The following is a 26,188-nucleotide window of genomic DNA, read 5'->3' as shown; positions in this document are numbered from 1 at the left end:
CCTCGTGCGACAGAGTTCCGATCTTAGAGCGTGCGCGTGGTGAGCGCGTCAGTCCTTGGGCGCCACGTCCGAATCGAAGCTGCGCGCGGTGGCGCCGGTGACCGCGCCGACCTTGGCGGTGCGATGCACGTACAGGTCGACCTCGCGCTCGAACTCCAGGGGTCCGTCAACCACGGCCTTGGGACCGATCACCACCCGCGGCTTGCGCGCCGGCTTGAAGGAAAAGCCGAAGTTCGGCTTGGTCACCTTGATGCCGCCGTGTACGTGCGAATCCACCCCGACGGTGATGTCGCCGTTGACCGTCTCGATCCCCTTGCCGAGTTCGGTTGCCACCAGGCCGATGCTGCCGTTGACGGTTTCCACCCCGGCGCTGATCTGGCTGCCGCGCTCGGTGAGGATGCTGCCGTTGACCGTTTCCAGGCCGCCGGACACGGTCACTTTCTGGCCCACGGTGATCGAGCCGTTGACCGTTTCCACGCCGCCGGTGCGCGCGTTCTCGCCAATGCGGATGCCACCGTTGACGGTCTCCACGTCCCTGGTCTGCGCACCGGCGCCCACCTCGATGGAACCGTTGACCGTTTCCAGATCGCCGTAGCTGCGGCCAGGTTCGGCGCTGATGCGGCCATTGACCTTGCTGATGTCCTCGTCGGCCCAGGCGCTCGTGCTGAGCAGGGACAACGCCAGGAGAAGAGATTGGGGCTTCATGCTGAACCTCGCGCGGTGGCGGCTGTCTGGGGCGTGGCGGTGATCACACCATGGGTGGCTACAATCGCGCACCTGCCTGAAGTCACTGGATCTTTCGTTGCCCCCGTTGCCCCCGTTGCCCGTCCCGCTGCCGCGCCCATCGCTTGCCCCAGCCATTGGCTGCGCGCGCCATTGGCTGGCAGCCGCGCTGGTGGCGTGCACGCTGCTGGGCAGCGGCGCAGTGGCGGCGCAAAGCCAGCGCGAGACCGAGCGCAAGCTGCAACAGCTGCGCGATGAACTCAAGACCATCAGCGCCGATCGGCGCGCGCTGGAAGGCAAGCGCGGCACCGCGGCCCAGCAACTGCGCCAGGCCGACGAAAAGGTGGCAAAGACCGCGCGTGCCCTGAGCGACACCGAAGCGGCTATGCGCGCACAGGAGCAGCGCCTGTCCACGCTGCAGCAGGACCGCGCGCAATTGCAGCGTGGCCTGCAGACGCAGCGTGCGCAGCTGGCGGCGCTGCTGCGCGCAGCCGACCAGGTCGGTCGCAACGCGCCGCTGAAGGTGTTGCTGTCGCAGGACACGGTGGGCGATGCCAGCCGCATGCTGGCCGATCACCGTTACGTGCAGAACGCCCGCGCACAGCGCATCCAGGCGCTGGCCACGCAGCTGGATGCCCTGGCCAGGGTGGAACAGGACATCGCCGCCCGGCGCCAGGCACTGGATGCGGCGCGCGCGCAACAAAAGGCCCAGGCCGCGACCTTGCAGAAGGACCGCTCGCAGCAGGCGGCCACGGTCGCGCAGCTGGACGATCGCTACAAACAGCGCGCCGAACGCGAAAAGGCGCTGGGCCAGGACGCCAAATCGCTGGAACAGCTGCTGGCCAACCTGCGCGCGGCTGCCGCCAAGGCCGAGGCCGAACGTCGCGCCGCCGCCAAACGCGCCGCTGCCGAAGCCGCCGCGCAGGCCAAGCGTGGCAAATCTGATCGCCCCGAGCGTCCCGGCAAGACGCCGCCCAAGGTGGTCGCCACTGCACCGGCGCCCAAGGTCGGTGGGCTGAGCTGGCCGGTGTCGGGCAACCTGCTGGCACGCTTCAATGCCACCTTGCCCGATGGCCACACCAGCAAGGGCGTGCTGATCGGCGCGCCCAAGGGCACCACGGTGACCGCAGTGGCCGACGGCACCGTGGTGTTTTCCGACTGGATGACCGGCTACGGCATGATCCTGATCGTGGACCACGGCAACGGCTACATGAGCCTGTATGCGCATAACGACACGTTGTTGCGCGACGCCGGCGCAGCGATCAAGCGCGGCGAGGCGGTGGCCAAGGTCGGCAGCTCGGGCGGGCAGGGCGTGCCGGCGCTGTACTTCGAATTGCGGCGTAATGGCCAGCCGGTCGATCCTTCGAGCTGGTTGCAACGGCGGTAGTGCTTGGCCGCGGCAGCAGCACGCGACGCACGATGATAGCCAGGCGTTCGCCGGGACATCGCTTACCGACACATCGCTGTTGCGGGCAACGTTCCTGGCGTGTCGGCGTGTCGGCAGCATGCAGGTTCACCACGTCAGTCGGATGCCGTGGTCTCCACGATGGTGCCGACGTCCTCCGATGCTGCGCTGCCTTGCCCGCTGGCGGCTGTCGAACTGCCGGCGTGGCCGGCGCGCGATTCAACGCGGATTTACCGCTGCTTCGCGCATAATCCGGTCAGCTCCGTCGTGCGGGGCGTCTTATTTCTTTGTCGGAGTGCTTCATGCGCGTAGCCGTCCTGTCCGTTGCCTTGTCGCTGGCCTTGTTCGCGTCGCCTGGTTGGGCGCAGACCGCCCGTCCCGCCGCCGCTGCCCAGGCCACTGCGGACGACCCGGAAGCCAATGAAGCCGCCGTCTCAAAGGTGCCGCTGGACGAGATCCGCCGCTTTGTGGCGGTGTACAACGGGGTCAAGCAGGCCTACGTGGACCCGGTCGAAGACAAGAAGCTGATGCACGCCGCCGTGCGTGGCCTGCTGTCGGATCTGGACCCGCACAGCACCTACTTCGACAAGGAAGACGCCGAGGCCTTCGACGAGCAGGCCAGCGGCGCCTACGACGGCATCGGCGTGGAGCTGCTGCAGCAACAGGACAACACGCTCAAGGTGATCGCACCGATCGATGACACCCCGGCCGCGCGTGCCGGCATCCGCGCCGGCGATGTCATCGTGGCCATCGACGGCAAGCCGATCGATGCCAGCAAGGCCATGGAGCCGCTGCGCGGCGAATCCGGCAGCAAGGTCACCCTGACCATCGTGCGCGACAAGGCGCCCAAGCCCTTCGATGTGACCCTGCAGCGCCAGACCATCCGCGTGGCCAGCGTGCGCAGCAAGCTGCTGGAGCCCGGCTATGGCTACATCCGCATCAGCACCTTCCAGGCCGATACGGGTGCCGATTTCCAGAAGAACCTCAAGCAGCTGCAGGCCGGCGGCAAGTTGCGCGGCCTGGTGCTGGACCTGCGCAGCAACCCGGGCGGCCTGCTGACCTCGGCGGTGCAGGTGGCCGACGATCTGCTCGACAAGGGCAACATCGTCAGCACCCGCGGGCGGATCTCCATCAGCGATGCCAAGTTCGACGCCACCCCGGGCGATCTGCTCGGCGGCGCACCCGTGGTGGTGCTGGTGGACGCCGGCTCGGCCAGCGCCTCGGAAGTGTTGGCCGGCGCGCTGCGCGACAACCAGCGCGCGCGCATCATCGGCAGCCGCACCTTCGGCAAGGGCTCGGTGCAGACCGTGCTGCCGCTGGATAACGGCGATTCGGTCAAGCTCACCACCGCGCGCTATTACACGCCCAGCGGCAAGTCGATCCAGGCCAGCGGCATCGTGCCGGAAGTGCTCCTGACCCCCGAACCGCAGCCGGGCGACGCCGATGTGCCGGCCAGCCTGACCGACTACAGCGAAGCCACCTTGCCCGGCCATTTGCGTGGCGACGACGAGGGCGAAGAAGGCTACAGCGCCGGCGATGTGTTGCCGGGCGACGGCCCGATCACCGCGGCGCTGGCCGAACTCAAGCAGCCCGGTTCGGCGGCCAAGGCGCAAGCGGCCCGCAAGGCCAAGGCCCAGGCCGCCCAGAAGGCCAGGGCAGCGACCAAGCCCGCCTCCGAGGCCAAGCCGGCAGCGCCGCGCCCGGCGGCGACCGACAAGGCCAAGCCGGCAGAACCCGCCGAGAAAGCCAAGCCCGCTCCCTCTGCGGACCCGGTACCGCCGGCAGACACGCCGGCTCCGGCCGAACCGGCCAAGTAAGCAGCGAGCTGGTGCAAGCGCAGGTCGGCTGATACCCGCCTGCGCATTGGAATCTGCAATGCGCACGTGTTCATGCCTCGTCACCTGCCCGGGCATGCACGCAACTTGCGCGATCACTCCGGTTCGTAGCGTGCCCAATGGTGCGCGCATGACCAGCGGCATGGGTACGGCGCCGCCTCAACGTCATGCGCGCTCAACGTCCGCGTATACCTGCCGCGCTGTCTGCACCGCCCGATCTCATCGGCCGGTGGCATCGGACCTGTGTCATCGGCTGACGTGAGCCCACTCGCCACGCATGAACCGCATCAGCGCGCGATGGCCAGCGCGTCCGGATTGACCAGATTGCGCGGCGTGCCGGCCGCAAACGCCAGCACGTTGTCGAATGCCGCTTCGAAATACAGCGCGTAGCTGTCGCGTTCCACATAGCCCAGGTGCGGGGTGGCCAGCACCCGCGGGTGTCGCAGCAGCGCATCGCGCGGGTCGAGCACCGGCTCGTGCTCGAACACATCCACCGCCGCCTGCCCGGGCCGGCCAGCATCCAGCGCGGCCAGCAGGGCGCCGGGGGCGATCAGTTCGGCGCGGCTGGTGTTGACCAGCAGCGCATCGCCACGCATGTGCGCCAGATCCTGCGCAGTGACGTCGTGACGCGTTTGCGCCGTCAGGCGCCGATGCAGCGACAGCACATCGCTACGTTCAAACAATTCCTGGCGGCTGCCCGCGATCGCAAAGCCGTCGCGCACAGCCTGCGCGCAGGACGCATCGCCGCCCCACACCAGTACCTGCATGCCGAATGCGCGTCCGAACCCGGCCACGCGTTGGCCGATGCGTCCGTAACTCCAGAGACCGAGGGTGCGGCCGTGCAGCACACGGCCCAAGCCAGGGTCGCCCAGCGCCTGCCAGCGGCCCTGATGCAGGGCACGCTGGTACTCGCTCAAACGGCGGCTGGCCGCAAGGATCAAGGCCCAGGTCAGCTCGGCCGGCGCCACCGGTGAGCCGACACCTTCGGCCACCGCGACGCCAGACTGCGTGCATGCAGCCACATCCACGTGCGCGCCCACGCGCCCGGTCTGGCTGATCAGTTTCAGTCGCGGCAGCCGTTGCAGCAGCGCGGCATCCACGCCGGTGCGCTCGCGGATCAACACCAGCGCATCGGCGTCGGCCAGCTGCTCGGCGCGCTCGTCGGGATCGGTGGCCAGCGCCCCCAGCACCTGCACATCATGGCCCTGCATCCGCTGCAGGCAGGGCAGTTGGCACACGGCGCCCTGATAGTCGTCGGGCACCAGGATGCGCATCAGCGCGGTTTGCCCGGCAGCGGGAACGGAGTGACCACCTTGTCGCCGGTGGCCGCGTCGCGGATCACCGACTGGCCCTTCTTCTCCACTTCTTCGATCCGCACGATGCTCTGCATCGGCAGGTGCAGCGTCTTGGTGTTGCCGAACTCTTCGCGCAGGCGTTCTTCGGTGGGGTCCACCACCAGCCCGTCGTGCACGTCGAACACCAGCTCGCCGATCTGGTTGAAGCCCCACAGATGGCTGCCGGTGACCTCACGCGCGTAGAGCTCGTACACCTTGCCGTGATTGAGGAAGGTGACTTTGTACAGGGGCTTGGACATGCGCCCGATTATAGGCGCGCCATTGCAGTGCATGCAGCGCCAGGTGGTCGGCAACCGTGCGCAGAGCGCGCCGACACGCACCTATGTGCGCGTTGCGCTAGAACCCGTGGCGCTTGCGCAGCCGCCGTGCGATCGCCGCGCGCACGTACAAGCCGTAGACGATGCCGAACACGAAGCCGGCGATGTGCGCCGACCACGCCACCATGCCGAAGGCCGGGCCGATGTAGGCAAACACCACCTGCAGCAGCGCCCACGCCCCGATCAGCAGGGGTGCCGGCACCCGGATGAATTCCAGGAACACGCCCAGCGGCAGCACCACGCCGAGCTTGGCGCCGGGAAACAGCGCCAGGTAGGTGCCGATCAGCGCCGACACTGCGCCGGAGGCGCCGATGATCACCCGGTCCGGCGTGCCGATCGCAAAGATCGCCGCCAGGTTGGACGCGGCCCCACCGAGCAGGAACAGCAGCAGCAATCGCCACGGCCCCAGGATGCGCTCGGCCGGCAGCCCGAAGATCAACAGGAACACCAGGTTGCCGAGCAGATGCGACCAGTCCGCATGCAGGAACAGCGCCGTGAACAACCGCAGCACGCTGCCGTCGCGCAGGGTCGCCCACCAGTCGCCCAGGTTGGAGACGCCGCTGGACAATGCGCCCCAGTCCAGCCACAGCGTATTGCGCGCCTCTCCGGGGCGGCTGATCGACCACAGATAGGCCAGCCATACCGCGGCGAACAGCAGAGGCACCGCCCAGCGTGGGGTGGGTTTCTTGCGGGAGGGGAGGGAGACGAACATCGGAGACGCACAATAGCCGGTCCACCGTCCTGAACCCAGCCCTAACCCACCGGCGCGTTCAGCGTGCCGGTCGTTATTGTTCGGTTAATCGTCGTGGGTATACTGCGTACGGCGTCGTATGTCGGGGGGGGGTCTCCGGCGCGCTCCAGGCACTGGATTGGTGCTGGGCGCGGGCGCTGAACCGACCATTGCAGTCCTTATCCGGAGAGCTACAACTTATGTCTACCGCTTCCACTCTTAGCCGCGCCACCCTGCTGGCCGTTGGGATTGCCGGTGTGCTGGCCGTTGGCCAGGCGCACGGCGCCGCATTTCAGCTGAAGGAAAACAGCGCCAAGGGCCTGGGCCGCGCGTTTGCAGGCTCGGGCAGCGCCCCGGACGATGCCTCGATCATCGTCAACAACCCGGCCGGCATGCGCCAGCTCGACGGCCGCCTGTTCCAGGCCGACGTCAGCGCCATCCAGTTCTCGGCCAAGTTCCAGCCCGACACCGCGACCTACGCCAACGGCGCCCCGGTGTCCGGCGGCAACGGCGGCGATGCCGGCATGATCGCGCCGGTCCCGGCGATGTACTTCCACGTGCCGTTCGGCGAGAACGACAACATGCACCTGGGCACTTCGCTCACCGTGCCGTTCGGCTTCAAGACCGACTACGACCGTGACTGGGTCGGCCGCTACCACGGCACCAAGACCGAGCTGCAGGCAATCGACTTCAACGTGGCGTTCTCCTACGACGTGAACCCGTACGTGTCCTTCGGTGCGTCGGTGTTCGCCGAGCGCCTGGATATCGAACTGGGCAACGCAGTGGATGCCGGCTCGATCCTGGCGCGTTCGCGCGTTCCGGGCTTTGCACCGGGCAACGCCGACGGCTCGCTGAAGATGAAGGGCCACAGCACCGAAGTGGGCTTCACCCTCGGTGGCCTGTTCAGCATCGACGAGAACACCCACCTCGGTTTCAGCTACCGCTCGCAGGTAGAGCACAAGATCACCGGCGCGGATGTCGACTTCACCATTCCGCCGAATGCGTCGGCCGTGTTCGCACGTGCCGCCCCAGGCACCTTCATCGACACCAGTGGCCGCGCCACCGTCAAGCTGCCGGCCAGCGCCACCGCCAGCTTCACGCACAACGTGAATGAGCAGTGGTCGATCATGGCCGACGTCACCCGCACCGCCTGGAGCAAGTTCGACCAGGTGACGCTGGACTTCGCCTCCAACCAGCCCAACACCGTGCTGGACTTCTCGTACCGCGACACCACCTTCGCCTCGATCGGTGCCGATTACCGCATGAGCGAGACGCTGACCCTGCGTGGCGGCGTAGCGTTCGACCAGACCCCGACCACTGCCGAACACCGCGACGTGCGCGTGCCCGACAACAGCCGCAAGTGGCTGTCGGTGGGTCTGAGCTGGCGTCCGTCGCAGCAGGCCGAGTACAACTTCGGCTACACCCACCTGTTCGTCAGCGACCCGAGCAGCGACACGGTCAGCGCCACCGGCGACCGTCTGGCCGGTACCTATGATGTGCAGGGCAACATCCTGGCTGCATCGGTCAACTACAAGTTCTGATCGTCGCAACCCGCGTTGGATGCTGAAAAACCCCGCTTCGGCGGGGTTTTTTTTGTCGCGATGCGCGCGCATACGCGGCGTCAGGCCGTGCGCCGGTGTCACTCGTCCACGAATACAAAGCGACACACGTAGCGGCAGCGCAGGGGGGACAGGCGAGCTGTGCAGGGGTGCTGCAGATTGCTATGGTCGTGCGCATGAGCCAACCCGACTTCATCCAGGTCACCGACAACGCCGTTTCGCGCGCCGATTGCGCGGCCATCGTGCACCGCATGCGCGACAGCCAGCAGCTGCATCCCGGGCGCATCGGTGGCGGCGTGTTTCCAGACCTCAAGCACAGCCGCGACCTGCGCATCAGCGGCATCGCCGAATGGGCAGACGTCGAAGCGCGCCTTCAACAGGCGGTCTTCGACGGGGTGCTGAGCTATCTGCGGCACTATCCACAGGCCTTGATCTCGCCGTTGATGCTGCAGGTCACCACCGCCGACGGCACCCCGCATCGATTGGTGGCCGAAGACATCGCGCAAATGAGCGACCAGGCGCTGGGTGACCTGGCACGCACCTGCCTGCGTCCGGGCGCGATCAATCTGCAGTGGTATGCCGCCGATCAGGGCGGCTACCCGTACTGGCATTGCGAGCTGTATCCACGCGATGCCAGTGCCGACACATTGCACCGGCACCTGCTGTGGACGCTGTACCTCAACGACGAATTCGAGCAGGGCGAAACCGAATTCCTGTTCCAGCAGCGCAAGGCGCGCCCGCGCACCGGCAGCCTGTTGATCGCTCCCACTGCCTTCACCCATACCCACCGTGGCAACCGCCCGGTCGGCGGCGACAAGTTCATCGCCACCAGCTGGATCCTGTTCCAGTCGGCAGGGGCCTTGTACGGCGGGGAATAGGGAATCGGGAGTAGGGAATCGCAACGGCAACAGCAATTCGCAGCAGCGCGGCTCTTGCTGTTCCGATTCTCGATTCCCCAATCCCGATTCCCCGCCCCTAGAACAGACTGCCTTGCGGCGATTGCGGCACCGGCTTGGCCGGTGGAGCGGGGCGGCGGAAGGCGCTGCAGTCCAGCGCCGGCATCTCACGCGTGTCGAAGCCGGCGCGGCGGTGGGCCAGCGCAAAACGGCGCGCCAGCAGGTCCGCATACACGCCCTGCCCACGCAGGCGGGTACCGAAGCTGCTGTCGTAGTCCTTGCCGCCGCGTAGCTGCTGGATGGTGCTCATCACGTGCGCCGCGCGCTGCGGGTGATGGGTCTGCAGCCAGTCGCGAAACAACGGCGCCACTTCGTGTGGCAGCCGCAGCAGCACGTATCCGGCACTGCTGGCGCCGGCCTCGGCGGCGGCCTGCAGAATCGCTTCCAGCTCATGGTCGTTGATCCACGGGATCACCGGCGCTGCCATCACCCCCACCGGCACGCCCGCCTCGTGCAGGGTGCGCATCGCACGCAGACGTGCATGCGGCGCGGACGCACGCGGTTCGAGCTTGGCCGACAGATGCGGGTCCAGCGTGGTCACCGAGAAATGCACGTTGACCAGGTTCTCGCGCGCCAGCGGGGCCAGCAGATCCAGGTCGCGGGTGACCAATGCGTTCTTGGTGATCAGCGTGAACGGATGCCGCGTCTCCCACAGCACCTCGATCAACCGACGCGTCAACGCGCGTTTGCGTTCGATCGGCTGGTAGGCATCGGTGTTGATGCCCAGCGCGATCGGGCTGGGCACATAACTCGGTCGCGACAACTCGCGCCGCAGCAGATCCGGCGCATTGGTCTTGGCGAACAGCCTGGTCTCGAAATCCAGCCCGGGCGACAGATTGAGGTACGCGTGCGAGGGCCGCGCAAAGCAGTAACTGCAGCCGTGCTCGCACCCCCGATACGGATTGACCGATTGCGAGAAGCCGATGTCCGGCGACTGGTTGCGGCTGATGATGCTGCGCGCGGTTTCTTCGGTGACCTGCGTGCGCAACACACCGGCAGCGAACTCTTCGCTGTCGTCCACGTGCCAGCCGTCGTCCACGGCCTGCGGTGTGGTGACCTCGAACCGTCCGGGCAGGTGGCCGGTCGCACCGCGGCCCTTGATTGCGCTTGCCATTGCGCCATCGTAGGGCGGTCGCGTCTCATCCGCCGCGACCGGGCGTTCAACACGATGAAGCTTTCAGACCGCTGCCAGTGCGGTGCGTTGGCGCCGCGGTCAGCGCAGCGCCGCGTACGCCCCGTAGAATCCGCACATGCTCGCACTGGTCCAGGGCGCGTGGGATTGGCTGGCCACTATTCCCCACCTCGAAGCGCTCCTCCTCGCCGCCTACGTGCTCTACCTGCTATGGATCGCCGGCTGGATCGTGCTGCAAAAGCGTGAGCCGGTGGCGACGCTGAGCTGGGTATTGTCGCTGGCTGCGCTGCCCTACCTGGGGCTGCTGATCTATTACTGGCTCGGCCCGCAGAAGGTGAAGCGGCAACGCCTGCGTCGCGGCCGCTCCCGCTCGGGCATGGAAAGCTACAGCAGCGTCTGCCCGCCAGATGCCGACTGCACCGAGCTGGCCAAGATCGCCCAGTCCACCACCGGGCTTGCGCCAAGCAGCGCCACCGAAGTGCACTGGCTGGTGGATGGCGCGGCAACCTATGCCGCCATCATCGAGGCGATCCGCAGCGCACGCGACCATATCCACCTGGAGTACTACATCTTCCAGCCCGACCACAGCGGCACCGCGATCTGCGCTGCGCTGATGGAGCGTGCACGCGCCGGGGTCAAGGTCCGCCTGCTGCTGGATGCGATCGGCTCGTCGGCCATGACCCGCCGGGCGCTGCGCACCTTGCGCGAGGCCGGCGTGGAAACTGCCTGGTTCCATCCCTCGCAATTTCTCAAGCCGTTCAAACGGCCGTGGCTGAATCTGCGCACCCATCGCAAGGTGATCGTCATCGATGGCCGGGTCGGTTTCACCGGCGGCATCAATGTCACCGACGAAGAGAACGAGCAGGTGCGCGGCGATGCCTATCGCGACCTGCATGTGCGGCTGCAGGGCCACGTGGTGCGCAGCCTGCAACTGGTGTTTCTGGAAGACTGGCTCTATGCCACCCGGCAGGGGCGCGCCGCCTTCCAGGGCCAGCAGTTGTGGCCGGAGGACATGCCCACGCGCGCCCAGGGCACGGTCGATGCACAGGTGCTGGTGTCCGGTCCAGATTCCTCCTGGGAATCCATCCACCGGCTGATGGTCGCCGCCATCCACGAGGCCAGGCATCGGGTCTGGCTGGTGACGCCGTACTTCGTTCCGGGCGAAGCCGCGCGCATGGCACTGACCTCGGCTGCGCTGGGCGGTCTGGATGTGCGCCTGCTGGTGCCGCGGGTCAGCGACTCGCGCCTGGTGACCTATGCGGCGCGCTCGTATTTCGATGAGCTGCTCGAAGCCGGCGTGCGCATCTACGAGTACGGCCCGCGCATGCTGCACACCAAGGCACTGCTGGCCGACGACGATGTCAGCATCGTCGGCAGCGCCAATTTCGACAGCCGCAGCTTCCGCCTCAACTTCGAACTGTCGATGCTGTTCCGCGACCAGGCAGTGGCCGCCGAGCTGGCCGGCCTGATCGGCACCGACCTGCAACACGCCCAGGAGGTGCGCTTTGCGCGCCATCGCCCGCTGCTGCGTTCGCGCCTGCCCGAAGCCTTTGCGCGGCTGCTGTCGCCACTGCTCTGAAACGCCCCCGGCTCACGTGGAACCGAACCGGACGCAGCGCTACACTGCCGCCACTCATCGGGGAGCTCGTCATGCACTGGCTGTTTCTGCTTATGGCACTAGGTGCGCTCGTGCTGGCGTTCAGCACGCCGCACGTGTGGTTGCTGGTGGTGTCGCTGTTGGTGGCACTGGTGCTGTTGCTGTTGTGGACGCGTGGCTGGTTTGCCTCGCGCATGGACGACACCCAGCGCGACACCAGCAGCATGATCGACCCGGCCGAACTGCGCCGGCTGCGCGAGGTGGCCGAGGCCCGCAAGGCCGCGGCACTGGCCGCCGCCCGCGATGGCGAGCCGCAGGCCTGAGCGCACGACCGTGACCACCCAACTCAGCGTCAACGTCAACAAGATCGCGGTGCTGCGCAATTCGCGCGGCGGCACCGACCCGGACGTGGTGGAGGCCGCCCGCACCTCCCTGGGAGCCGGCGCACACGGCATTACCGTGCATCCACGCCCGGATCAACGCCACATCCGCTCCGACGATGTCCTGGCGTTGAGCGCACTCACGCGCGAGCACGGCGTGGAATTCAATATCGAAGGCAACCCGTTCGCCCCTCCGCGCACCGGCTATCCGGGGCTGCTGGAGCTGTGCCGTGCCACGCGGCCGCAACAGGTCACGCTGGTGCCCGATGGTGATGGGCAGCTGACCTCCGACCATGGCTTCGATTTCGCGCAGGACACCACCCAACTTGCCGCGTTGATCGCCGCGTTCAAGGATCTCGGTAGCCGCGTCAGCCTGTTCGTCGACGCGGGCAACCCGGACATCGCACGCGCCGCCATGCTCGGTGCAGACCGCATCGAGTTGTATACCGGTCCGTACGCGTACGCGCATGCGGGCGGGCCAGCGGATGCAGCGCTCGCACTGTTCGCCGGTGCCGCGCAGCGCGCCAGCGCCGCCGGGCTGGGCATCAATGCCGGGCATGACTTGTCGCAAGCCAACCTTGGCGATTTTCTCGCCGCTGTCCCGGGCGTGCTGGAAGTGTCCATCGGCCACGCCCTGATCAGCGAAGCGCTGTATCAAGGATTGGATGCGACCGTGCGCGCCTACGTCCGGCTCCTGGATACCGCCCGCGCTAGCGCCTGAGTTTGGCCGGGTGATGCCGGCGTTCGATCATCGCCCGGATCGATCAGTGAGCAATCTGCCGGATTGGCGGCAAGCACTTCGGGTCACGCAGCAGGCATAAAAAAACGCCACCGTTTCCGGTGGCGTTGCAGTCGCGTCATGACTGTTGTGTTGCGGTCTTGCAGATGCGTTTACTGCTGCATGAAGCCGATTTTCTTCATCTGCGAGTTCTTCGCAGCGGCCAGCACCTTCGCCATCACCTCGTACTCCGCATCCTGATTTGCATCGATGCGCAGTTCCGGCTGATTGGTCGGATCGGCCTGCACTACTTCTTCCATCTTCTGCTGCAGCTGATCAACCGGCGTCGGGCTGTTGTTCCAGAACACCTGGTTGCTGGCGTCGATACGCAGCTCGATCGGCGGCGGCGGTTCGGTCGTCTGCGGTGGCGGGTTGAGCACCCGCTGCGGCAGATCCACGGCGATCGGATACGTCATGATCGGCGCGGTCACGATGAAGATGATCAGCAGCACCAGCATCACGTCCACCAGGGGCGTGACGTTGATGTCGGCCATCGGCCCACGGCTTCCACCAGTACTAAATGCCATGGCTTACTGCCCCTTCACTTTGGTTGCAACGAAACCGACGTCCAGCATGCCCTGACCCTGCGCGATCTTGGTGATCTCGTTGATCGTACGCATCTTGGTCGTGCGGTCGCCGCGCAGGTTGAGCGGCGGTTGCGGGGTCTGCTGTGCGGCGGTGGACAGGCGCGACTCCAGGGCTTCCTTGGAGATCGGCTCATCGTTCCAGTACAGCGACCCGTCTTCCTTGACGGCCAGGGTGATCGGCGCGGCGCGTTTCTCCGCATCTTCCTTCTGGATCAAGTTGGCCTCTGGCAGCTCCACCTTGACCTTGTGGGACATCAGCGGTGCCGTAATGATGAAGATGATCAGCAGCACCAACATCACGTCCACGAGGGGCGTCACATTGATGTCGGCCATCGGGCCGCCGCTGTTTCCACTACTGAAGGCCATAACGGGCTCCGTCTAAATCGTTGCGAAGGCGTTCTTTACAACCGGATTAGCGAACGCGCGAACCGGTGGCGAAGAAGTCGTGCAGGTCGTGGGCAAAGGTGTCGAACTTGGCGATCACCGAGCTGTTGACCTTGGAGAAGAAGTTGAACGCGAACACGGCCGGGATGGCGACGAACAGACCGATCGCGGTCATGATCAGCGCTTCACCCACCGGGCCGGCAACGGCGTCGATGGAGGCCGAACCGGTTGCACCGATCTTGATCAGCGCGCCGTAGATGCCCCACACGGTACCGAGCAGACCGACGAACGGCGCGGTCGCACCGACGGTGGCCAGCAGGGTCATGCCCGACTGCAGCTTGGTGCTTTCGCGGGTCACGGCCTGACGCAGGGCGCGGTCGACGAACTCCGAACGGCTCAGGCTCTCGCCCAGGCCACCGGTGCTGCCTTCGGCGCGCTGGTGGTGAGCAGCAGCCTGCGCTGCGTCCAGTGCGATCTTCGAGAACGGCTCGGAAGCCGGCTGTTCTTCCATCGCGCGGATGGCGTCCTGTGCATTCGGGGCATCCCAGAACGCGGTGGTGACGCGGTCAGCCGCGCTCTTCAGGCGGGTGGCGCGGAAGATGTTGATGACAGTCCAGTACCAGGAAGCGGCGGACATGGCGATCAGGGTGATCAACACGACCCACGACACGGCGAAGTCGCCGGGGCTGGAGGTCATTTCGGTGATCAAGTGCTCGAAGCCCATCTGCGACAGAGCGGCCGACGGATTGGAGCCCCCTGCAGCGGCGGCGATAAAGAATTCCTGCAGCATGACGCTTACCTTTGTTGTGTGTGGTGATGAAGGGTGGAGCGAAAGGAAGACAGGATCCTGGGCCGGCCGTGACCGGCCCGTGGGATCAGTTCAGAGCAAAGTTGACCGGGACGCGGACACGTCCGGCGGCTTTCTGCCCGTTGACAGTGGAGGCGTTGAACTTCCACTTGCGTGCTGCGTCCATCGCGGCACGGTCAAGGTCGCGGTTGCGGCTGGACTTTTCGACCGACACGTTGGTCACGTTGCCGCTGGCATCCACATCCACGATCAGGATGACCTCACCTTGGACGCCGGCACGGAATGCAGCCGGTGGGTACTTCGGCGGGTTCATGTTCTTGGACGAGATATCGACACTGGCGCCGATGTCACTCGGCGGTTGCGGCGGAGCCGGCGGGCTCGGCGGCGTGACGATATCGCTCGGACGCGGTTCGGGAACGTCGACCACCGGGGCTTCCGGCGGCGGCGGAACCGGTGACGGCTTCGGCGGCGACAGATTCTTGACCGGCGGTGGCGGCTTGTCTTCCGGCGGCGGCGGCGGCGGCGGCGGCGGGGGAGGAGGCGGTGCATCCACCAGGGTAACCATGGTGGTGCGCTCCTTCTCTGCCGGAGCCTTCGGCGCCACTGCAGGGATCAGCAACATCATCAGTGCAGTGAGGTGCAGGGCAATTACAAAAGCAATACCGATAATGCGGGCCCAGCTCAGACCCTGGTTCCCGGCATCATAGTCATGCCTGTGGATAACGAGTTGTTCCGTCATGCGCCAATGGCTCTTTCAGTGGGGGCCCGGATCACTGTGATGATCCCCAGGTTTTCGGACGGCTTTGACACCGCAGGAACTCCCAAGCTTATACCAATCCCGAGTCCTGTAACCACTAAAAACACAGGGATTTCGGGGGTTTATTTTCTTTTTTTACTTCAGGTTGATGATCTTCTTCGCGTCTTCTGGTTTTTTAACGCCCTTGGCGATCGCCTGCTGTGCGGCCTGCTTGGCCTCCGGGATGCGACCTTCCGAATGCAGCACCTTGGCCAGATTCAGATAGGTCTCGCCATCCTTGGAAAGCGGTGCGGCCTTCTGCCAGTTCTCGATCGCCTTCGGCACGTCCTCGCTGTAGTAATAGGACTGGGCCAGCGCAAGGTATGTCTGATAATCAGGCTTGAGGATGCCTTTTTGCATACCTTCATTGATCACCGCGATGACGTCTTTTTCCTTGTTCTCGGTGTTGGCGTAGATCGAATACAACTGCTTGTATTCCTTCTCTTCGGTCAACTGCCCGGAAGCGCGCAGCTTGTCCATCACGCCTGCGGCCTTGTCCATCTGGTCGGCCTGCATGTACATGCTGGCCAGATTGAGCTGGGCTTTCTTGTCGTTGGGCGTCTTGGCGGCAAGCGCCTCGGCGGCGGCGACGGCTTCGCCGGTCTGGCCGGCCTCGGCGTAGGACGCCATCAGCAGCTGGTTCCAGGTGTCCTTCGGCTCGGGCGAGGCGGCGATGGCCTGCTTGAGCACCGGAATCGCTTCCTTGTAGCGCTCTGCCTGGTACAGCGCCTGGCCCTTGAGGATCAGGTCTTCCGGACGCTGTGACTTGCTCTCGTCCAGATACTTGTCCAGCGTGGCCAGGCCTTCGGCCTGCTGGTCGTCCTGCATCTGCAGCTGCGCCAGCATCAGCATCGACTGGAACTGGCCGTTGTTGTCCAGCGCGTTCAGGCCGATTGCCTGCTGCAGGTAGGTCTTGGCGGCAGCGGTGTCGTCCAGGTTGTAGGCGGCCTGCGCGGCGAGCTGCGCAGCCAGCGCCTTGTCGGCCTCGTTGGCGGCGCTGTTGGCCAGGATCTCGTCGGCCTGGGTGCGCACGCCCGGATAGTCTTCGCCCTTGTTGAAGGTTTCGATCAGCTTCTGCAGCTTGCTGCTCAACTTGGACGAAGGCTTGATGGTCGGTGCCTGACGGGTCGACTGGGGGTACAGCTCTTCGGCCTTGCCGTTGCCCTTGGACTTACGCGCGGCACGCTCGGACGAGCGGTCCGACTGCGCGACCGCATCGGTGACGACAGCCCCGCCCAGGGACGCTGCGATGAACAGGGACAACAGGGCTTGCTTGCGGTTGAGCAGTTTCATGTTTCACCTCGGACGAGCCGCCGTTGGGCGGTGCGAAAAGCGGAATGGACGCTGTACGAAAAATCTGAGCCGGCAAACTTAGCAGAAAGTCTCAGTTCCCGAAAACGGTTTCCATGTTGTGGTGCGGCAAGGGAAGTTACGAAAAAAGGTCTTAGCATGGCTAACAGCAAGCGACCGCTCGCTGCGCCCGCGGCCGCAGTGTAGTGGGCGGCGCGTTGATGCCAGGTCAGTGCCGGCACGAGTCAACAAGGGCACAGCAGTTGCCGTTAGTTGCTCTAGCCACAGCGCGGCACGCGTCCGTTCTGCTTGGCCTGCTGATACACCGGTTCGAGCTGGTTGACGTCGGCCTGGAGCTCGCGGATGCGGTTGGTTGGGTCCGGATGGGTCGAGAGCCATTGCGGTTGACGACTGCCGCTGGCGGCCATCATGTTCTGCCACAAGGTCACTGCCTGTGCCGGGTCGAAGCCGGCCTGGGCCATCAGGCGCTGCCCGACCACATCGGCCTCGCTCTCCTGCGTGCGCGAGCCAGGCAGCAGGAACACTGTCTGGGCGGTCATACCGCCAACCTGATTGACCGCGCTGGCCGCGCCGTCGCCATAGGCGGCCCCGGCGAGCGCGCCGATGATGCCCAGGCCGGTCTGGGCGCCCAGCTGGCGGGTGATGCGTTCTTCGTGGTGGCGCGAAATCACGTGCCCGATCTCGTGCCCAAGCACGGCCGCGAGCTGATCCTGGGTCTTGGCGACGGTGAAGATGCCGGTGTTTACGCCGACCTTACCGCCGGGCAGGGCGAACGCGTTAGGCTCGTCATCGACGAACAGTGCGGTTTCCCAGCGGGTTTCGCGCCACTGCGGCGGCAACTGCGCCACCAGCGCATTGACCACGCATTGCACGTAGGCGTTCTGCTTGCCGTCGGTGCTGACTTTTTCCTTTGCCTTGGTCTGCGCGAACGACTGCGCGCCAAGCTGGTCGAGCTGCTGTTGCGATACGCCCCCCACCACCTGTCGGCGGCCGGTCGGCGAAGTTGTGGTGGCACACGCCGTCAGTGCAAGGACGGCAACAACGATCAACAGCCTGGCTTTCATTCGATCCCCCTAGAACCCTGGGGACATTTTGGCAGGCTCGTCTTAACTTTTCGTCAAGCCGCCTGGATCGAACAGGAAAACGCAGGGAACCGGACGTGTTGGAGCGTGGATCGTGCGCGCGGATGGTGGCGTCTGCGCCAGTGCGCAATGCGGCCGGCCTGCCATTGGGCGCGCCAGAAACCCAGCTGCGACAGTCGGTCGTGCTAGCCAATGCCGAAAAAGTACAGCGCCGCCAGCGCGGTTGCGTTGTTGATGCCGTGTGCGGCGATGGGCGCCCACAGCGTGCCGGTGCGCCAATACAGCCAGGCAAAGGCGGCACCCATGCTGCCGTAGACCAGCCAGAGTTGGGCGATGGCCGCCGGGCCGTTTCCGCTGATGCCGGGCACTTCGTGCACCAGGGCGAACAGTGCGCCGCTGAGTACGATCCCCAACCAGGGGCGGCCAGCGGCCAGCAGGCGGCCGAACAAGACGCGACGGAACAGCAGTTCCTCGTAGGCCGGAGCGATCACCACCGCAAACAGCGCCAGGGCCAGCGGCCACTGCTTGATGGCTTCTTCCATCAGCGGCAGATTGGTCGGCACCGGTTTGATGCCCAGTGCCGAGGCAGCGACGCTGACCAGATTGCTGAGCAGGAACACGCTTGCAGCGATCAACGCCGTCCAGCCCCAGGTGGACGAACGGCGCACGGCGGCGCGCGAGGCGGCCTGTTCACCGGCGGTGGCACGGCGGCGCCAGAAATACAGCAGGATAGCGGGCGTCGCGGTGCTGACCAATGCAGTGAGCAACTGCACCACCACTCCCGGCTGACCGACTGCCGCCATCACCTCGGCAGAGGAGGGCGTCAGGCCCTGCGGCTTGGCCGCCTGCACGTAGCCGATACCACGGATGGCGCCCCAGACCGCAAAACCTGCCACGCTCAGAGTCAGCAACAGGCCAACGGCGATCAACACGTCGATCCCGAAGCCGGTCAGCACGGACAGCAAGGGCGGCCGGCCGGCAGCACGGCGCGCTGCCGGAGGAGGGGGGAGGGCTGTGCTCATCATCGTCCTGCGACTACCGGGTCGCCGGCACAGCGCCGTGACGCTGTGCCGGTACGCAGGCGGCTCAGATATCCAGGTTGGACACCTTCAGCGCGTTGTCTTCGATGAAATCGCGGCGCGGCTCCACCACATCGCCCATCAAGGTGCTGAAGATCTGGTCGGCGGCCACTGCGTCCTCGATGCGCACCTGCAACAGACGGCGCGTATCGGGATTGACCGTGGTTTCCCACAGCTGCTCGGCGTTCATTTCGCCCAGGCCCTTGAAGCGCTGCACCTGGCGGCCCTTCTTTGCTTCGTCCAGCAGCCAGGCGTGTGCCTGTGCGAAGCTGGTGATCGGGTGGCTCTTGTTGCCGCGCACGATCTGGGCGCCTTCGCGCACCAGGTCGTGCAGGGCCAGCGAGACTTCACGCAATGGACGCAGTTCGCCGCTTTCGAACGCGCCCATCGGCAGCACCTGGGTGAATTCCTCACCCATGTGGCGACGGACAGCCACCAGCGTTGCCGGGGCGTTCTCGGTTGCCGGATCGAAACGCAACTGGTAACGGGCAGTGCCCAGCGTGCCGCGGTTGAGCACGGCCTGCAGTGCATCCAGGGTGGGATGCTGGTCGCCTTCGGCCTGCAGCTTCTCCACATCCAGTGGCGGCAGATCGATCAGGGCGGTAAGCAGCGCCGGGTCGTAGCGGTGCGCGTTACGGGCAATCGCTTCATGGGCGCTGGTGAACAGCATCAGCAGTTTTTCCAGCGCCTCGCCGGTGATCGGCGGCTCGTCGGTCGCCGGAATCAGCGCCGCGCCTTCGACCGCATTGCTGGCCAGGTAGGCATTGAGCGCCGCGTCGTCCTTCAGGTACAGCTCGCTCTTGCCCTGTTTGAGCTTGTACAGCGGCGGCAGGCCGATGTAGATGTAGCCGCGCTCGATCAGCTCCGGCATCTGCCGGTAGAAGAACGTCAGCAGCAAGGTGCGGATGTGCGAGCCGTCCACGTCGGCGTCGGTCATCAGGATGATGCGGTGGTAGCGCAGCTTGTCCGGGTTGTACTCGTCGCGGCCGATGCCGGTGCCCAGTGCGGTGATCAGCGTGCCGACCTGGTCGGACGCCAGCATGCGGTCGAAACGCGCGCGTTCGACGTTGAGGATCTTGCCGCGCAATGGCAGCACCGCCTGGTTCTTGCGGTTACGGCCCTGCTTGGCCGAACCACCGGCCGAGTCACCCTCGACGATGAACAGCTCCGACAGCGCCGGGTCCTTTTCCTGGCAGTCGGCCAGCTTGCCGGGCAGGCCGGCGATGTCCAGAGCGCCCTTGCGGCGGGTCAGGTCGCGCGCCTTGCGGGCGGCCTCGCGCGCGCGCGCGGCATCGACGATCTTGCCGGTGATGGCCTTGGCTTCGTTCGGGTTCTCCTGCAGGAACTCCTGCAGCCGTGCTCCGAAGGCGTTTTCCACCGCCGGGCGCACGTCCGAGCTGACCAGCTTCTCCTTGGTCTGCGAGGAAAAGCTGGGGTCGGGCACCTTGACCGACAGCACCGCGATCATGCCTTCGCGCATGTCGTCGCCGGTCAGCGAGACCTTGGCCTGCTTGGCGATACCGTTCTGCTCGATGTAGGTGCTGAGCACGCGGGTGAGGGCGCCGCGGAAGCCGGCCAGGTGCGTGCCGCCATCCTTCTGCGGAATGTTGTTGGTGAAGCAGTACATCGTCTCCTGGTAGGCGTCGGTCCATTGCAGGGCCACGTCCACCACGATGCCGTTGTGCTCGCCGGTCACCGAAATCACGTTCGGGTGCAACGGGGTCTTGAGCTGGGCCAGATGCTCCACGAAGCTGCGAATGCCGCCCTCGTAATGGAAGTCGTCGCGCCGGCCTTTGCCACGTTCGTCGATCAGCGTGATCTTGACGCCGGAGTTGAGGAAGGACAGCTCGCGCAGGCGTCGGGCCAGGATGTCGTAATGGAATTCGACATCGCTGAAGATCTCGACCGCCGGTTTGAAGCGCAGGGTGGTGCCGCGCTTGGTGGAGGCTTCCAGCTGCTTGAGCGGGTATTGCGGCTCGCCCAGCGAATATTCCTGCTGGTAGTGAAAGCCGTCGCGCCAGATGTCCAGCCACAGATGCTCGGACAGCGCATTGACCACCGAGACGCCCACGCCGTGCAGGCCGCCGGACACCTTGTAGCTGTTGTCGTCGAACTTTCCGCCGGCGTGCAGCACGGTCAGGATGACCTCGGCTGCGGAAACGCCCTCTTCCTTGTGAATGTCGACCGGGACGCCGCGCCCGTTGTCGGACACCGAGACCGAGCCATCGACAAGAATCTTCACCACGATGTCGTCGGCATGGCCGGCGAGCGCTTCGTCGACCGAGTTATCGACCACCTCGAACACCATGTGGTGCAAGCCGGTGCCGTCATGGACGTCGCCGATGTACATGCCGGGCCGCTTGCGGACGGCTTCCAGGCCTCGCAGCACGGTGATCTTGCTGGAGTCGTAGGTGCCGTTGGGTGTCGTCGGGATGTTTTGTTCGTCGGTCATGCGCGTGCCGTTGGCTCCACAACACGGGCGCCAGCGGCAGCGAGCCGCTTCGCACCGTGGAAAAAGGGGGATAGCGGGGCAAATTATACCAGTCGGCCCGCGTCGGCCGTGGTCTTAGCCTGACGCCGGTTGACGGGAGACGGCTCCGTGTTCCACGTGGAACAACGTGAGCAGTTCGCTTGCGTTGGCGAGACCTGGCGGCACTTCCGTCGCGGTGATCATCACTTGCGCCGGCGCGGCCGCCAGGCGCTGCAGCACGCTCGCCTGGTGGTGCCGATCGAGCTCCGAGCCCAGGTCATCCAATGCAATGACCGGCCATTCGCCGCGTTCATGGGCAAAATCTTCTGCCTGGGCCAGCAGGCACGCCAGAGCGGTCAATTTCGCCTGTCCGCGGGACAAGGTGTCCTTGCCGGGAAGCGCCTCGAAGCTGGGCGCCCAATCGGTGCGGTGCGGACCTTGCGAGGTGTAGCCATTCTGGCGGTCCCGCTCGCGTGCCAACAACAATGCGTCTGCGAGGGAGACCTCGTGACGTCGCCATCCCGGTGCAAACGTCAGGGCAGACAGGCCTAGCGACGGGGCGATTGCGGCAGCCACCGGAACCAGGCGGTCTTGCAGGCGTTCGAGGTAGCGCAGGCGCCGGGACGTGAGCGTTTCACCCGACTCGGCGAGTTCATGATCCCAAGCGTCCAGCAGTCGTGGCTGCGCGCCCTGTTTCAGCAACGCGTTGCGTTGCTTCAACGCCCGGGCGTAGCGACGCCACAGCGCCAGGAAGTCTGGTTCCACGTGGAACAAACCCCAATCGAGGAAGCGACGGCGCGGTTCGCCACCGCCGCTGATCAGCACGTGGCTCCCCGGCTCGAAGGTGACGACCGCCAGCGCTGCACACAACGAACCCAGTTGGGCGACATCCTCGCCGTCGAGCCGCCCGGTCCACTCCTGCCCGCTATGTCGCAGACCTGCGCGGCGGGTGCGTTCGGACGCTTCGCCGTTGCGCTCGCGCCACTCCACAAAGACTTCCAGATCGTTGCAGCCCTGGCGGATCAGGCCGTCTCGCACCCGCCCGCGGAAACTGCGCCCATAGGCCATCAAGTGCAGCGCTTCGAGCACACTGGTCTTGCCGGCACCGTTGTCACCGGTCAACAGGTTCAGCGCGCTGGCAGGGTGCAGCTCGACCGTCTCGAACCGACGCAGTCGATGGATGGACAACCGCACTACGTGCATCGCTGAGTGTGCTCCGGGCTGTGATCCGGAGCGTCCGGTCGGTGCGCAGGATACGTGATTGACCCGACGTCCGCGCGGCGACGGGGGATCGATTGTTGAGGGCCGCCTGGGGATAACTTGGGGACAAAAACGACAGCGACCGGTTGGCAGACCCTTGTCCACAGGTTACACATCACCAAAAGCCGGTTAGACCACAGGGTTTCGACCCAAGAAATTCGTTTAGAAACAAGTGGTTGGTATACTTTTCGGCGAAATCTGGCCCTACCATCACCACAAAGCTCTTAAGTTATTTATAGATTTAAAAGCTGAGCAGGGTGTGCATAACTAAACCGGGGATTTCCTTGCGCCGGAAGAAGGCTCCAATCCTCCCGGGCGGTTTGCAGAAATATGAACAGGTTTACGCTCCTTGGATTGTTCATAGCTCCCCCGACAGCGCGACCGGTTCTGCCAAAACACGATTCGAGATGAGTCTGCACGGACTGGACCAGTCACGCCTTTCTGGCTGGTAGACGCAGCGGGCGGTAATCCCCTCGCTTGAGGACTGCGCCAACGGTGCTGGACAGACGGATTGCAAACCCGCCGTCGCTGGAGCAGCCGGAGGGACAAGGCTTCCCCTGCTATGCGCATCACTCGGGCTCTCTGTCATCGGCGCATACCCGATACCTGGCACGTGATGCTTGGAGTGAAGGCACCTGTTGGGAGTAGGCCTGTGACCAGCGGGTTCGGCGGCAAAAGCTGGCACCTCAAGAGCGCGGCTCTGCCCGTAGAAGCTGATGTACTCAACTAACCTGCGTTGTCTGCTTCGACCAGGCGACTGTCGGGAGACGCGCACGCCCAGAACTACTGCTCCCGGGCATGCTCGTGGGATTGCAGCTACCTGGATCCCCGCTCATGTCGGCTTTAGCCATGGCCCTACGGCATTTCGTGTTGTCCGCACTCGGGCATAAAAAAGCCCGGCTTTCGCCGGGCATTTGTGTTCCACGTGGAACGCTAGGTCAGAGACGCAGCGGCATCACGACGTGACGGGACTTCTCGCTGCTGGCTTCGCGCACCAAGGCCGAGGAATTTGCATCACGCAACTGGATAACGACGTGCTCATCGCGCAGTGCTGAAAGCGCGTCGAGCAGATAGTTGACGTTGAAGCCGATCGCCAGGTCATCCACTTTGGTGTCCGCCTCGATCTCTTCCTGCGCCTCTTCCTGCTCGGGGTTGTGCGCGCTGATCTTCAGCTGCCCCGGCGATACCTCGACGCGGACGCCACGGTATTTCTCATTGGACAGAATTGCCGCACGCTGCAGCGACGCACGCAGGGCTTCACGGTCGACCTTGACCTCGCGGTCGGCACCGATCGGAATCACTGCCTCGTAGTCAGGGAAACGGCCGTCGATCAATTTCGAGGTGAAAGTGACATCCCCGCGCTTGACGCGGATATGGCTACGGCCAACTTCCAGCTCGACCTCACGGTCTGCTGCTTCCAGCAGGCGCAGCAGCTCGGTCACGCCCTTGCGCGGCACGATGATCTGACGCTTGGCACCGCCGGCCTTTTCAAGCTCGGTTTCGCACAGAGCCAGGCGATGGCCATCGGTGGCCACGCATCGCAACAGCCCTTCGCGCAGGTCGAACAGCAAGCCGTTGAGGTAATACCGCACGTCCTGCTGCGCCATCGCAAACGCAGTGCGCTCGATCAGCTCTTTCAGCGCTGCCTCCGGCACGCCCACGCGCTCGGTAGCTTCGACTTCGTCGACAGACGGGAAATCGTTGGCCGGCAGCGTCGCCAGGGTGAAGCGGCTGCGCCCGGCCTGCACCGTAACCTTGTCGCCAGTCTGCGAAATGGTGACGCGGCTGCCGTCGGGCAGGGCACGCAGGATATCGAACAGCTTGCGCGCCGGGATCGTGGTTTCACCATCCTGCGCATCTTCCACCATCGTGCGCGAGATCATTTCCACTTCCAGGTCCGTGCCGGTCAGCGAGACTTGCCCGTCCTTGACCTGCACCAGCAGGTTGGCAAGAACCGGCAAGGTCTGGCGGCGTTCGACCACGTTGACCACCTGGGCCAACGGCTTGAGGAAAGCTTCGCGCTGCAGTGTAAAACGCATGTGGTTCCGTGCCCCTATGCTTTAAAAAATAATGGATAAATCAAAAGCTTGGTGGTGATGGTAGGGCCGTTTTCAGCGGATAACCACCATAACTCTTTGTTCCCAAAGGAATTTCAGCACCCGAAAGCCGTTGGACTAATGCCCCTGGTCTGGTAGGAAAACCTGTGGATAGTTTTCCGCCCGGATTGCAGGGCAACGTTATCCACAGATTCTCCCGCATTTGACCCCAACTCATCCACGCTTTTTTCCACGTGGACCGCGATCGGCGTCAGTGCCTCATTCGCTGAGCTTGCGAATCAGCTTTTCCCAGTCCTCGCGGAGCTTGCCGTCGGCCTCCATCAAGGTGCGGATCTGCCGGCAGGCATGCAGCACGGTGGTGTGGTCACGGCCGGCAAACGCATCGCCGATCTCCGGCAGGCTGTGTTCGGTGAGCTCCTTGGCCAGCGCCATGGCGACCTGACGCGGGCGCGCCAGCGAGCGCGTGCGGCGCTTGGAGAGCAGGTCCTTCATCTGCAGGCCGTAGTAGTCCGCCACGGTCTTCTGGATGTTGGGAATGCCGATGGCCTGCTGCTGGGCACGCAGCAGGTCGCGCAGCGTTTCCTGGGCGAACTCCACCGTGATCGAGCGGCCGGTGAAATTGGCGCGTGCCACCAGGGTGTTGAGTGCGCCTTCCAGGTCGCGCACGTTCGAGCGCATCTTCTTGGCGATCAGGAACGCCACGTCGTCGGGAATGTCGGCGCCGCGCTCGCGTGCCTTGGCCAGCACGATGGCCGCGCGGGTCTCGAAATCCGGCGGATCGATCGCCACCGACAGGCCCCAGGCCAGGCGCGACTTCAGCCGCGGCTCAAGACCCTCGACTTCGCGCGGATAGCGGTCGCAGGTCAGGATGATCTGCTGGCGACCGTCGAACAGCGCGTTGAAGGTGTGGAAGAACTCTTCCTGCGTGCGGTCCTTGCCGGCGAAGAACTGGATGTCGTCGATCAGCAGTGCATCGATCTGCTGGAACTGGCGTTTGAACTGGTCCATCGCCTTGTCCTGCAGTGCGCGGATCATCGCGCTGAAGAACTGTTCCGAGCGCAGGTACATCACCTTGGCGCCCGGGTTGGCGTCACGCAGCGCGTTGCCTGCGGCAAACATCAGATGGGTCTTGCCCAGGCCGGTGCTGCCGTACAGCAGCAATGGGTTGTGCGCACGGTCGCCGGGTTTCTGCGCTGCCTGGATCGCCGCCGCCAGGCCAAGCTGGTTGCTGCGACCCTCCACGAAGTTGGCGAAGGTGTAGTGAGAATCCAGGTTGCTGGCGAACGGCACCATCGGCGCAACGCTCGGCGCACTGGGCGCGGCCACCGGTGCGGGAGCCGGCTCGGGCGCACGCGGGCGCGAACCCACCGCCAGCGCCACCTCGCCATTGCCGGCGAAGTAGGCCAGCAATTCGCGAATGCGCGGCAGGTACCGTTCGCGCACCTGGTCGACGATGAAGGCATTCGGGGCGTACAGCACGATGCTGTCGCCGCGGTCTTCGGCTTGCAGGGGTTTCAACCAGGTGTGGACATCCTCGGGCGGGAATTCGGCTTCGAGACGTTCCAGACAGCGGGGCCAAGCATCCAT

The 26,188-nt window shown here is 65.2% G+C and carries 23 protein-coding genes; 7 read left to right on the top strand and 16 right to left on the bottom strand.

Annotated elements, in window-relative coordinates; translation table 11 throughout:
- Window positions 1–48: 48 nt before the first annotated feature.
- Window positions 49–705, bottom strand: coding sequence for a DUF4097 family beta strand repeat-containing protein (locus ACCQ12_RS00115; protein ID WP_047697050.1), 657 nt, complete (start codon window positions 703–705; stop codon window positions 49–51).
- Window positions 706–811: 106 nt separating this feature from the next.
- On the opposite strand from ACCQ12_RS00115, the gene ACCQ12_RS00110 reads away from it, so the two are divergent.
- Complete coding sequence (locus tag ACCQ12_RS00110; protein ID WP_372383676.1) at window positions 812–2,110, top strand: murein hydrolase activator EnvC family protein; 1,299 nt, start codon at window positions 812–814, stop codon at window positions 2,108–2,110.
- A gap of 320 nt (window positions 2,111–2,430) precedes the next feature.
- Complete coding sequence (locus tag ACCQ12_RS00105) at window positions 2,431–3,945, top strand: S41 family peptidase (RefSeq protein ID WP_372382618.1); 1,515 nt, start codon at window positions 2,431–2,433, stop codon at window positions 3,943–3,945.
- A gap of 305 nt (window positions 3,946–4,250) precedes the next feature.
- Here ACCQ12_RS00105 and ACCQ12_RS00100 read toward each other — a convergent pair whose 3' ends face one another.
- The 3 genes from ACCQ12_RS00100 to ACCQ12_RS00090 all read right to left on the bottom strand — a co-directional run bounded on the left by ACCQ12_RS00100 (window position 4,251) and on the right by ACCQ12_RS00090 (window position 6,347).
- Window positions 4,251–5,237: a D-2-hydroxyacid dehydrogenase family protein gene (locus tag ACCQ12_RS00100; RefSeq protein ID WP_372382617.1), complete on the bottom strand. Its 987-nt coding sequence runs from the start codon at window positions 5,235–5,237 to the stop codon at window positions 4,251–4,253.
- The gene (locus ACCQ12_RS00095; RefSeq protein WP_047697057.1) at window positions 5,237–5,557 is read right to left on the bottom strand and encodes a DUF1820 family protein; all 321 of its coding nucleotides are present in this window, start codon (window positions 5,555–5,557) and stop codon (window positions 5,237–5,239) included. The genes ACCQ12_RS00100 and ACCQ12_RS00095 overlap by 1 nt, the downstream gene beginning before the upstream one ends.
- Before the next feature lie 97 nt (window positions 5,558–5,654).
- Window positions 5,655–6,347, bottom strand: coding sequence for a rhomboid family intramembrane serine protease (locus ACCQ12_RS00090; RefSeq protein ID WP_039411667.1), 693 nt, complete (start codon window positions 6,345–6,347; stop codon window positions 5,655–5,657).
- Window positions 6,348–6,565: 218 nt separating this feature from the next.
- On the opposite strand from ACCQ12_RS00090, the gene ACCQ12_RS00085 reads away from it, so the two are divergent.
- Window positions 6,566–7,906, top strand: coding sequence for an outer membrane protein transport protein (locus tag ACCQ12_RS00085; protein ID WP_372382616.1), 1,341 nt, complete (start codon window positions 6,566–6,568; stop codon window positions 7,904–7,906).
- Between the two features lie 194 nt (window positions 7,907–8,100).
- Complete coding sequence (locus ACCQ12_RS00080; protein WP_039411715.1) at window positions 8,101–8,802, top strand: 2OG-Fe(II) oxygenase; 702 nt, start codon at window positions 8,101–8,103, stop codon at window positions 8,800–8,802.
- Window positions 8,803–8,899: 97 nt separating this feature from the next.
- On the opposite strand, the gene ACCQ12_RS00075 is transcribed toward ACCQ12_RS00080, so the two are convergent.
- Window positions 8,900–9,994, bottom strand: coding sequence for a PA0069 family radical SAM protein (locus tag ACCQ12_RS00075; RefSeq protein ID WP_039564133.1), 1,095 nt, complete (start codon window positions 9,992–9,994; stop codon window positions 8,900–8,902).
- Between the two features lie 136 nt (window positions 9,995–10,130).
- Here ACCQ12_RS00075 and cls point away from each other — a divergent pair, with 136 nt between their 5' ends.
- The 3 genes from cls (at window position 10,131) to ACCQ12_RS00060 (ending at window position 12,710) form a co-directional block, all read left to right on the top strand.
- On the top strand, window positions 10,131–11,591 hold the full coding sequence (cls, locus tag ACCQ12_RS00070) for a cardiolipin synthase (protein ID WP_104580363.1): 1,461 nt from the start codon (window positions 10,131–10,133) through the stop codon (window positions 11,589–11,591).
- Window positions 11,592–11,662: 71 nt separating this feature from the next.
- The gene (locus ACCQ12_RS00065; RefSeq protein ID WP_039411678.1) at window positions 11,663–11,932 is read left to right on the top strand and encodes a hypothetical protein; all 270 of its coding nucleotides are present in this window, start codon (window positions 11,663–11,665) and stop codon (window positions 11,930–11,932) included.
- 10 nt (window positions 11,933–11,942) lie between these two features.
- Window positions 11,943–12,710 carry a pyridoxine 5'-phosphate synthase gene (locus ACCQ12_RS00060; RefSeq protein ID WP_372382615.1) on the top strand — a complete coding sequence of 256 codons (768 nt, stop codon included), beginning with the start codon at window positions 11,943–11,945 and terminating at the stop codon, window positions 12,708–12,710.
- A 170-nt stretch (window positions 12,711–12,880) separates the two neighbouring features.
- Here the strand turns inward: ACCQ12_RS00060 and ACCQ12_RS00055 are convergent, their stop codons facing one another.
- From ACCQ12_RS00055 to dnaA, 11 genes are all read right to left on the bottom strand, one after another.
- Window positions 12,881–13,294: an ExbD/TolR family protein gene (locus ACCQ12_RS00055; protein WP_039411682.1), complete on the bottom strand. Its 414-nt coding sequence runs from the start codon at window positions 13,292–13,294 to the stop codon at window positions 12,881–12,883.
- A gap of 3 nt (window positions 13,295–13,297) precedes the next feature.
- On the bottom strand, window positions 13,298–13,720 hold the full coding sequence (locus ACCQ12_RS00050) for an ExbD/TolR family protein (protein ID WP_005912447.1): 423 nt from the start codon (window positions 13,718–13,720) through the stop codon (window positions 13,298–13,300).
- Window positions 13,721–13,766: 46 nt separating this feature from the next.
- Window positions 13,767–14,528, bottom strand: a complete 762-nt coding sequence (gene exbB / locus ACCQ12_RS00045) for a TonB-system energizer ExbB (RefSeq protein WP_005912445.1) — start codon at window positions 14,526–14,528, stop codon at window positions 13,767–13,769.
- Window positions 14,529–14,613: 85 nt separating this feature from the next.
- Window positions 14,614–15,285, bottom strand: coding sequence for an energy transducer TonB (locus ACCQ12_RS00040; RefSeq protein ID WP_039518127.1), 672 nt, complete (start codon window positions 15,283–15,285; stop codon window positions 14,614–14,616).
- A 153-nt stretch (window positions 15,286–15,438) separates the two neighbouring features.
- Window positions 15,439–16,635 (bottom strand): tetratricopeptide repeat protein, encoded by a 1,197-nt coding sequence (locus ACCQ12_RS00035; protein WP_047695582.1) that lies wholly within the window; start codon window positions 16,633–16,635, stop codon window positions 15,439–15,441.
- Between the two features lie 275 nt (window positions 16,636–16,910).
- On the bottom strand, window positions 16,911–17,717 hold the full coding sequence (locus ACCQ12_RS00030; protein WP_047695583.1) for a M48 family metallopeptidase: 807 nt from the start codon (window positions 17,715–17,717) through the stop codon (window positions 16,911–16,913).
- Between the two features lie 203 nt (window positions 17,718–17,920).
- Window positions 17,921–18,757, bottom strand: coding sequence for a CPBP family intramembrane glutamic endopeptidase (locus ACCQ12_RS00025; protein WP_372382614.1), 837 nt, complete (start codon window positions 18,755–18,757; stop codon window positions 17,921–17,923).
- 64 nt (window positions 18,758–18,821) lie between these two features.
- Entirely contained in the window at window positions 18,822–21,266 is a 2,445-nt protein-coding gene (gyrB, locus tag ACCQ12_RS00020; RefSeq protein WP_372382613.1) for a DNA topoisomerase (ATP-hydrolyzing) subunit B, read from the bottom strand.
- A 114-nt stretch (window positions 21,267–21,380) separates the two neighbouring features.
- The gene (gene recF / locus ACCQ12_RS00015; protein WP_372382612.1) at window positions 21,381–22,487 is read right to left on the bottom strand and encodes a DNA replication/repair protein RecF; all 1,107 of its coding nucleotides are present in this window, start codon (window positions 22,485–22,487) and stop codon (window positions 21,381–21,383) included.
- Window positions 22,488–23,482: 995 nt separating this feature from the next.
- The gene (gene dnaN, locus ACCQ12_RS00010) at window positions 23,483–24,583 is read right to left on the bottom strand and encodes a DNA polymerase III subunit beta (RefSeq protein WP_039564807.1); all 1,101 of its coding nucleotides are present in this window, start codon (window positions 24,581–24,583) and stop codon (window positions 23,483–23,485) included.
- A gap of 276 nt (window positions 24,584–24,859) precedes the next feature.
- Complete coding sequence (dnaA, locus tag ACCQ12_RS00005) at window positions 24,860–26,188, bottom strand: chromosomal replication initiator protein DnaA (RefSeq protein ID WP_355606125.1); 1,329 nt, start codon at window positions 26,186–26,188, stop codon at window positions 24,860–24,862.

The organism is Xanthomonas sp. NCPPB 1068 (assembly GCF_041479385.2).
GTDB classification, from domain to species: Bacteria; Pseudomonadota; Gammaproteobacteria; order Xanthomonadales; family Xanthomonadaceae; genus Xanthomonas; species Xanthomonas cannabis.
This window is presented reverse-complemented; position numbering and strand designations above follow the sequence as displayed.

Excerpts from the sequence above, each read along its gene's own strand:
- gyrB (WP_372382613.1), bottom strand. The coding sequence starts at position 21,266 with ATGACCGACGAACAAAACATCCCGACGACACCCAACGGCACCTACGAC.
- dnaA (WP_355606125.1), bottom strand. The coding sequence starts at position 26,188 with ATGGATGCTTGGCCCCGCTGTCTGGAACGTCTCGAAGCCGAATTCCCG.
- ACCQ12_RS00050 (WP_005912447.1), bottom strand. The coding sequence starts at position 13,720 with ATGGCCTTCAGTAGTGGAAACAGCGGCGGCCCGATGGCCGACATCAAT.
- ACCQ12_RS00075 (WP_039564133.1), bottom strand. The coding sequence starts at position 9,994 with ATGGCAAGCGCAATCAAGGGCCGCGGTGCGACCGGCCACCTGCCCGGA.
- ACCQ12_RS00090 (WP_039411667.1), bottom strand. The coding sequence starts at position 6,347 with ATGTTCGTCTCCCTCCCCTCCCGCAAGAAACCCACCCCACGCTGGGCG.
- ACCQ12_RS00100 (WP_372382617.1), bottom strand. The coding sequence starts at position 5,237 with ATGCGCATCCTGGTGCCCGACGACTATCAGGGCGCCGTGTGCCAACTG.
- ACCQ12_RS00080 (WP_039411715.1), top strand. The coding sequence starts at position 8,101 with ATGAGCCAACCCGACTTCATCCAGGTCACCGACAACGCCGTTTCGCGC.
- dnaN (WP_039564807.1), bottom strand. The coding sequence starts at position 24,583 with ATGCGTTTTACACTGCAGCGCGAAGCTTTCCTCAAGCCGTTGGCCCAG.
- ACCQ12_RS00055 (WP_039411682.1), bottom strand. The coding sequence starts at position 13,294 with ATGGCATTTAGTACTGGTGGAAGCCGTGGGCCGATGGCCGACATCAAC.
- cls (WP_104580363.1), top strand. The coding sequence starts at position 10,131 with ATGCTCGCACTGGTCCAGGGCGCGTGGGATTGGCTGGCCACTATTCCC.
- ACCQ12_RS00095 (WP_047697057.1), bottom strand. The coding sequence starts at position 5,557 with ATGTCCAAGCCCCTGTACAAAGTCACCTTCCTCAATCACGGCAAGGTG.
- ACCQ12_RS00065 (WP_039411678.1), top strand. The coding sequence starts at position 11,663 with ATGCACTGGCTGTTTCTGCTTATGGCACTAGGTGCGCTCGTGCTGGCG.
- recF (WP_372382612.1), bottom strand. The coding sequence starts at position 22,487 with ATGCACGTAGTGCGGTTGTCCATCCATCGACTGCGTCGGTTCGAGACG.
- exbB (WP_005912445.1), bottom strand. The coding sequence starts at position 14,528 with ATGCTGCAGGAATTCTTTATCGCCGCCGCTGCAGGGGGCTCCAATCCG.
- ACCQ12_RS00030 (WP_047695583.1), bottom strand. The coding sequence starts at position 17,717 with ATGAAAGCCAGGCTGTTGATCGTTGTTGCCGTCCTTGCACTGACGGCG.
- ACCQ12_RS00085 (WP_372382616.1), top strand. The coding sequence starts at position 6,566 with ATGTCTACCGCTTCCACTCTTAGCCGCGCCACCCTGCTGGCCGTTGGG.
- ACCQ12_RS00035 (WP_047695582.1), bottom strand. The coding sequence starts at position 16,635 with ATGAAACTGCTCAACCGCAAGCAAGCCCTGTTGTCCCTGTTCATCGCA.
- ACCQ12_RS00040 (WP_039518127.1), bottom strand. The coding sequence starts at position 15,285 with ATGACGGAACAACTCGTTATCCACAGGCATGACTATGATGCCGGGAAC.
- ACCQ12_RS00105 (WP_372382618.1), top strand. The coding sequence starts at position 2,431 with ATGCGCGTAGCCGTCCTGTCCGTTGCCTTGTCGCTGGCCTTGTTCGCG.
- ACCQ12_RS00115 (WP_047697050.1), bottom strand. The coding sequence starts at position 705 with ATGAAGCCCCAATCTCTTCTCCTGGCGTTGTCCCTGCTCAGCACGAGC.
- ACCQ12_RS00025 (WP_372382614.1), bottom strand. The coding sequence starts at position 18,757 with ATGAGCACAGCCCTCCCCCCTCCTCCGGCAGCGCGCCGTGCTGCCGGC.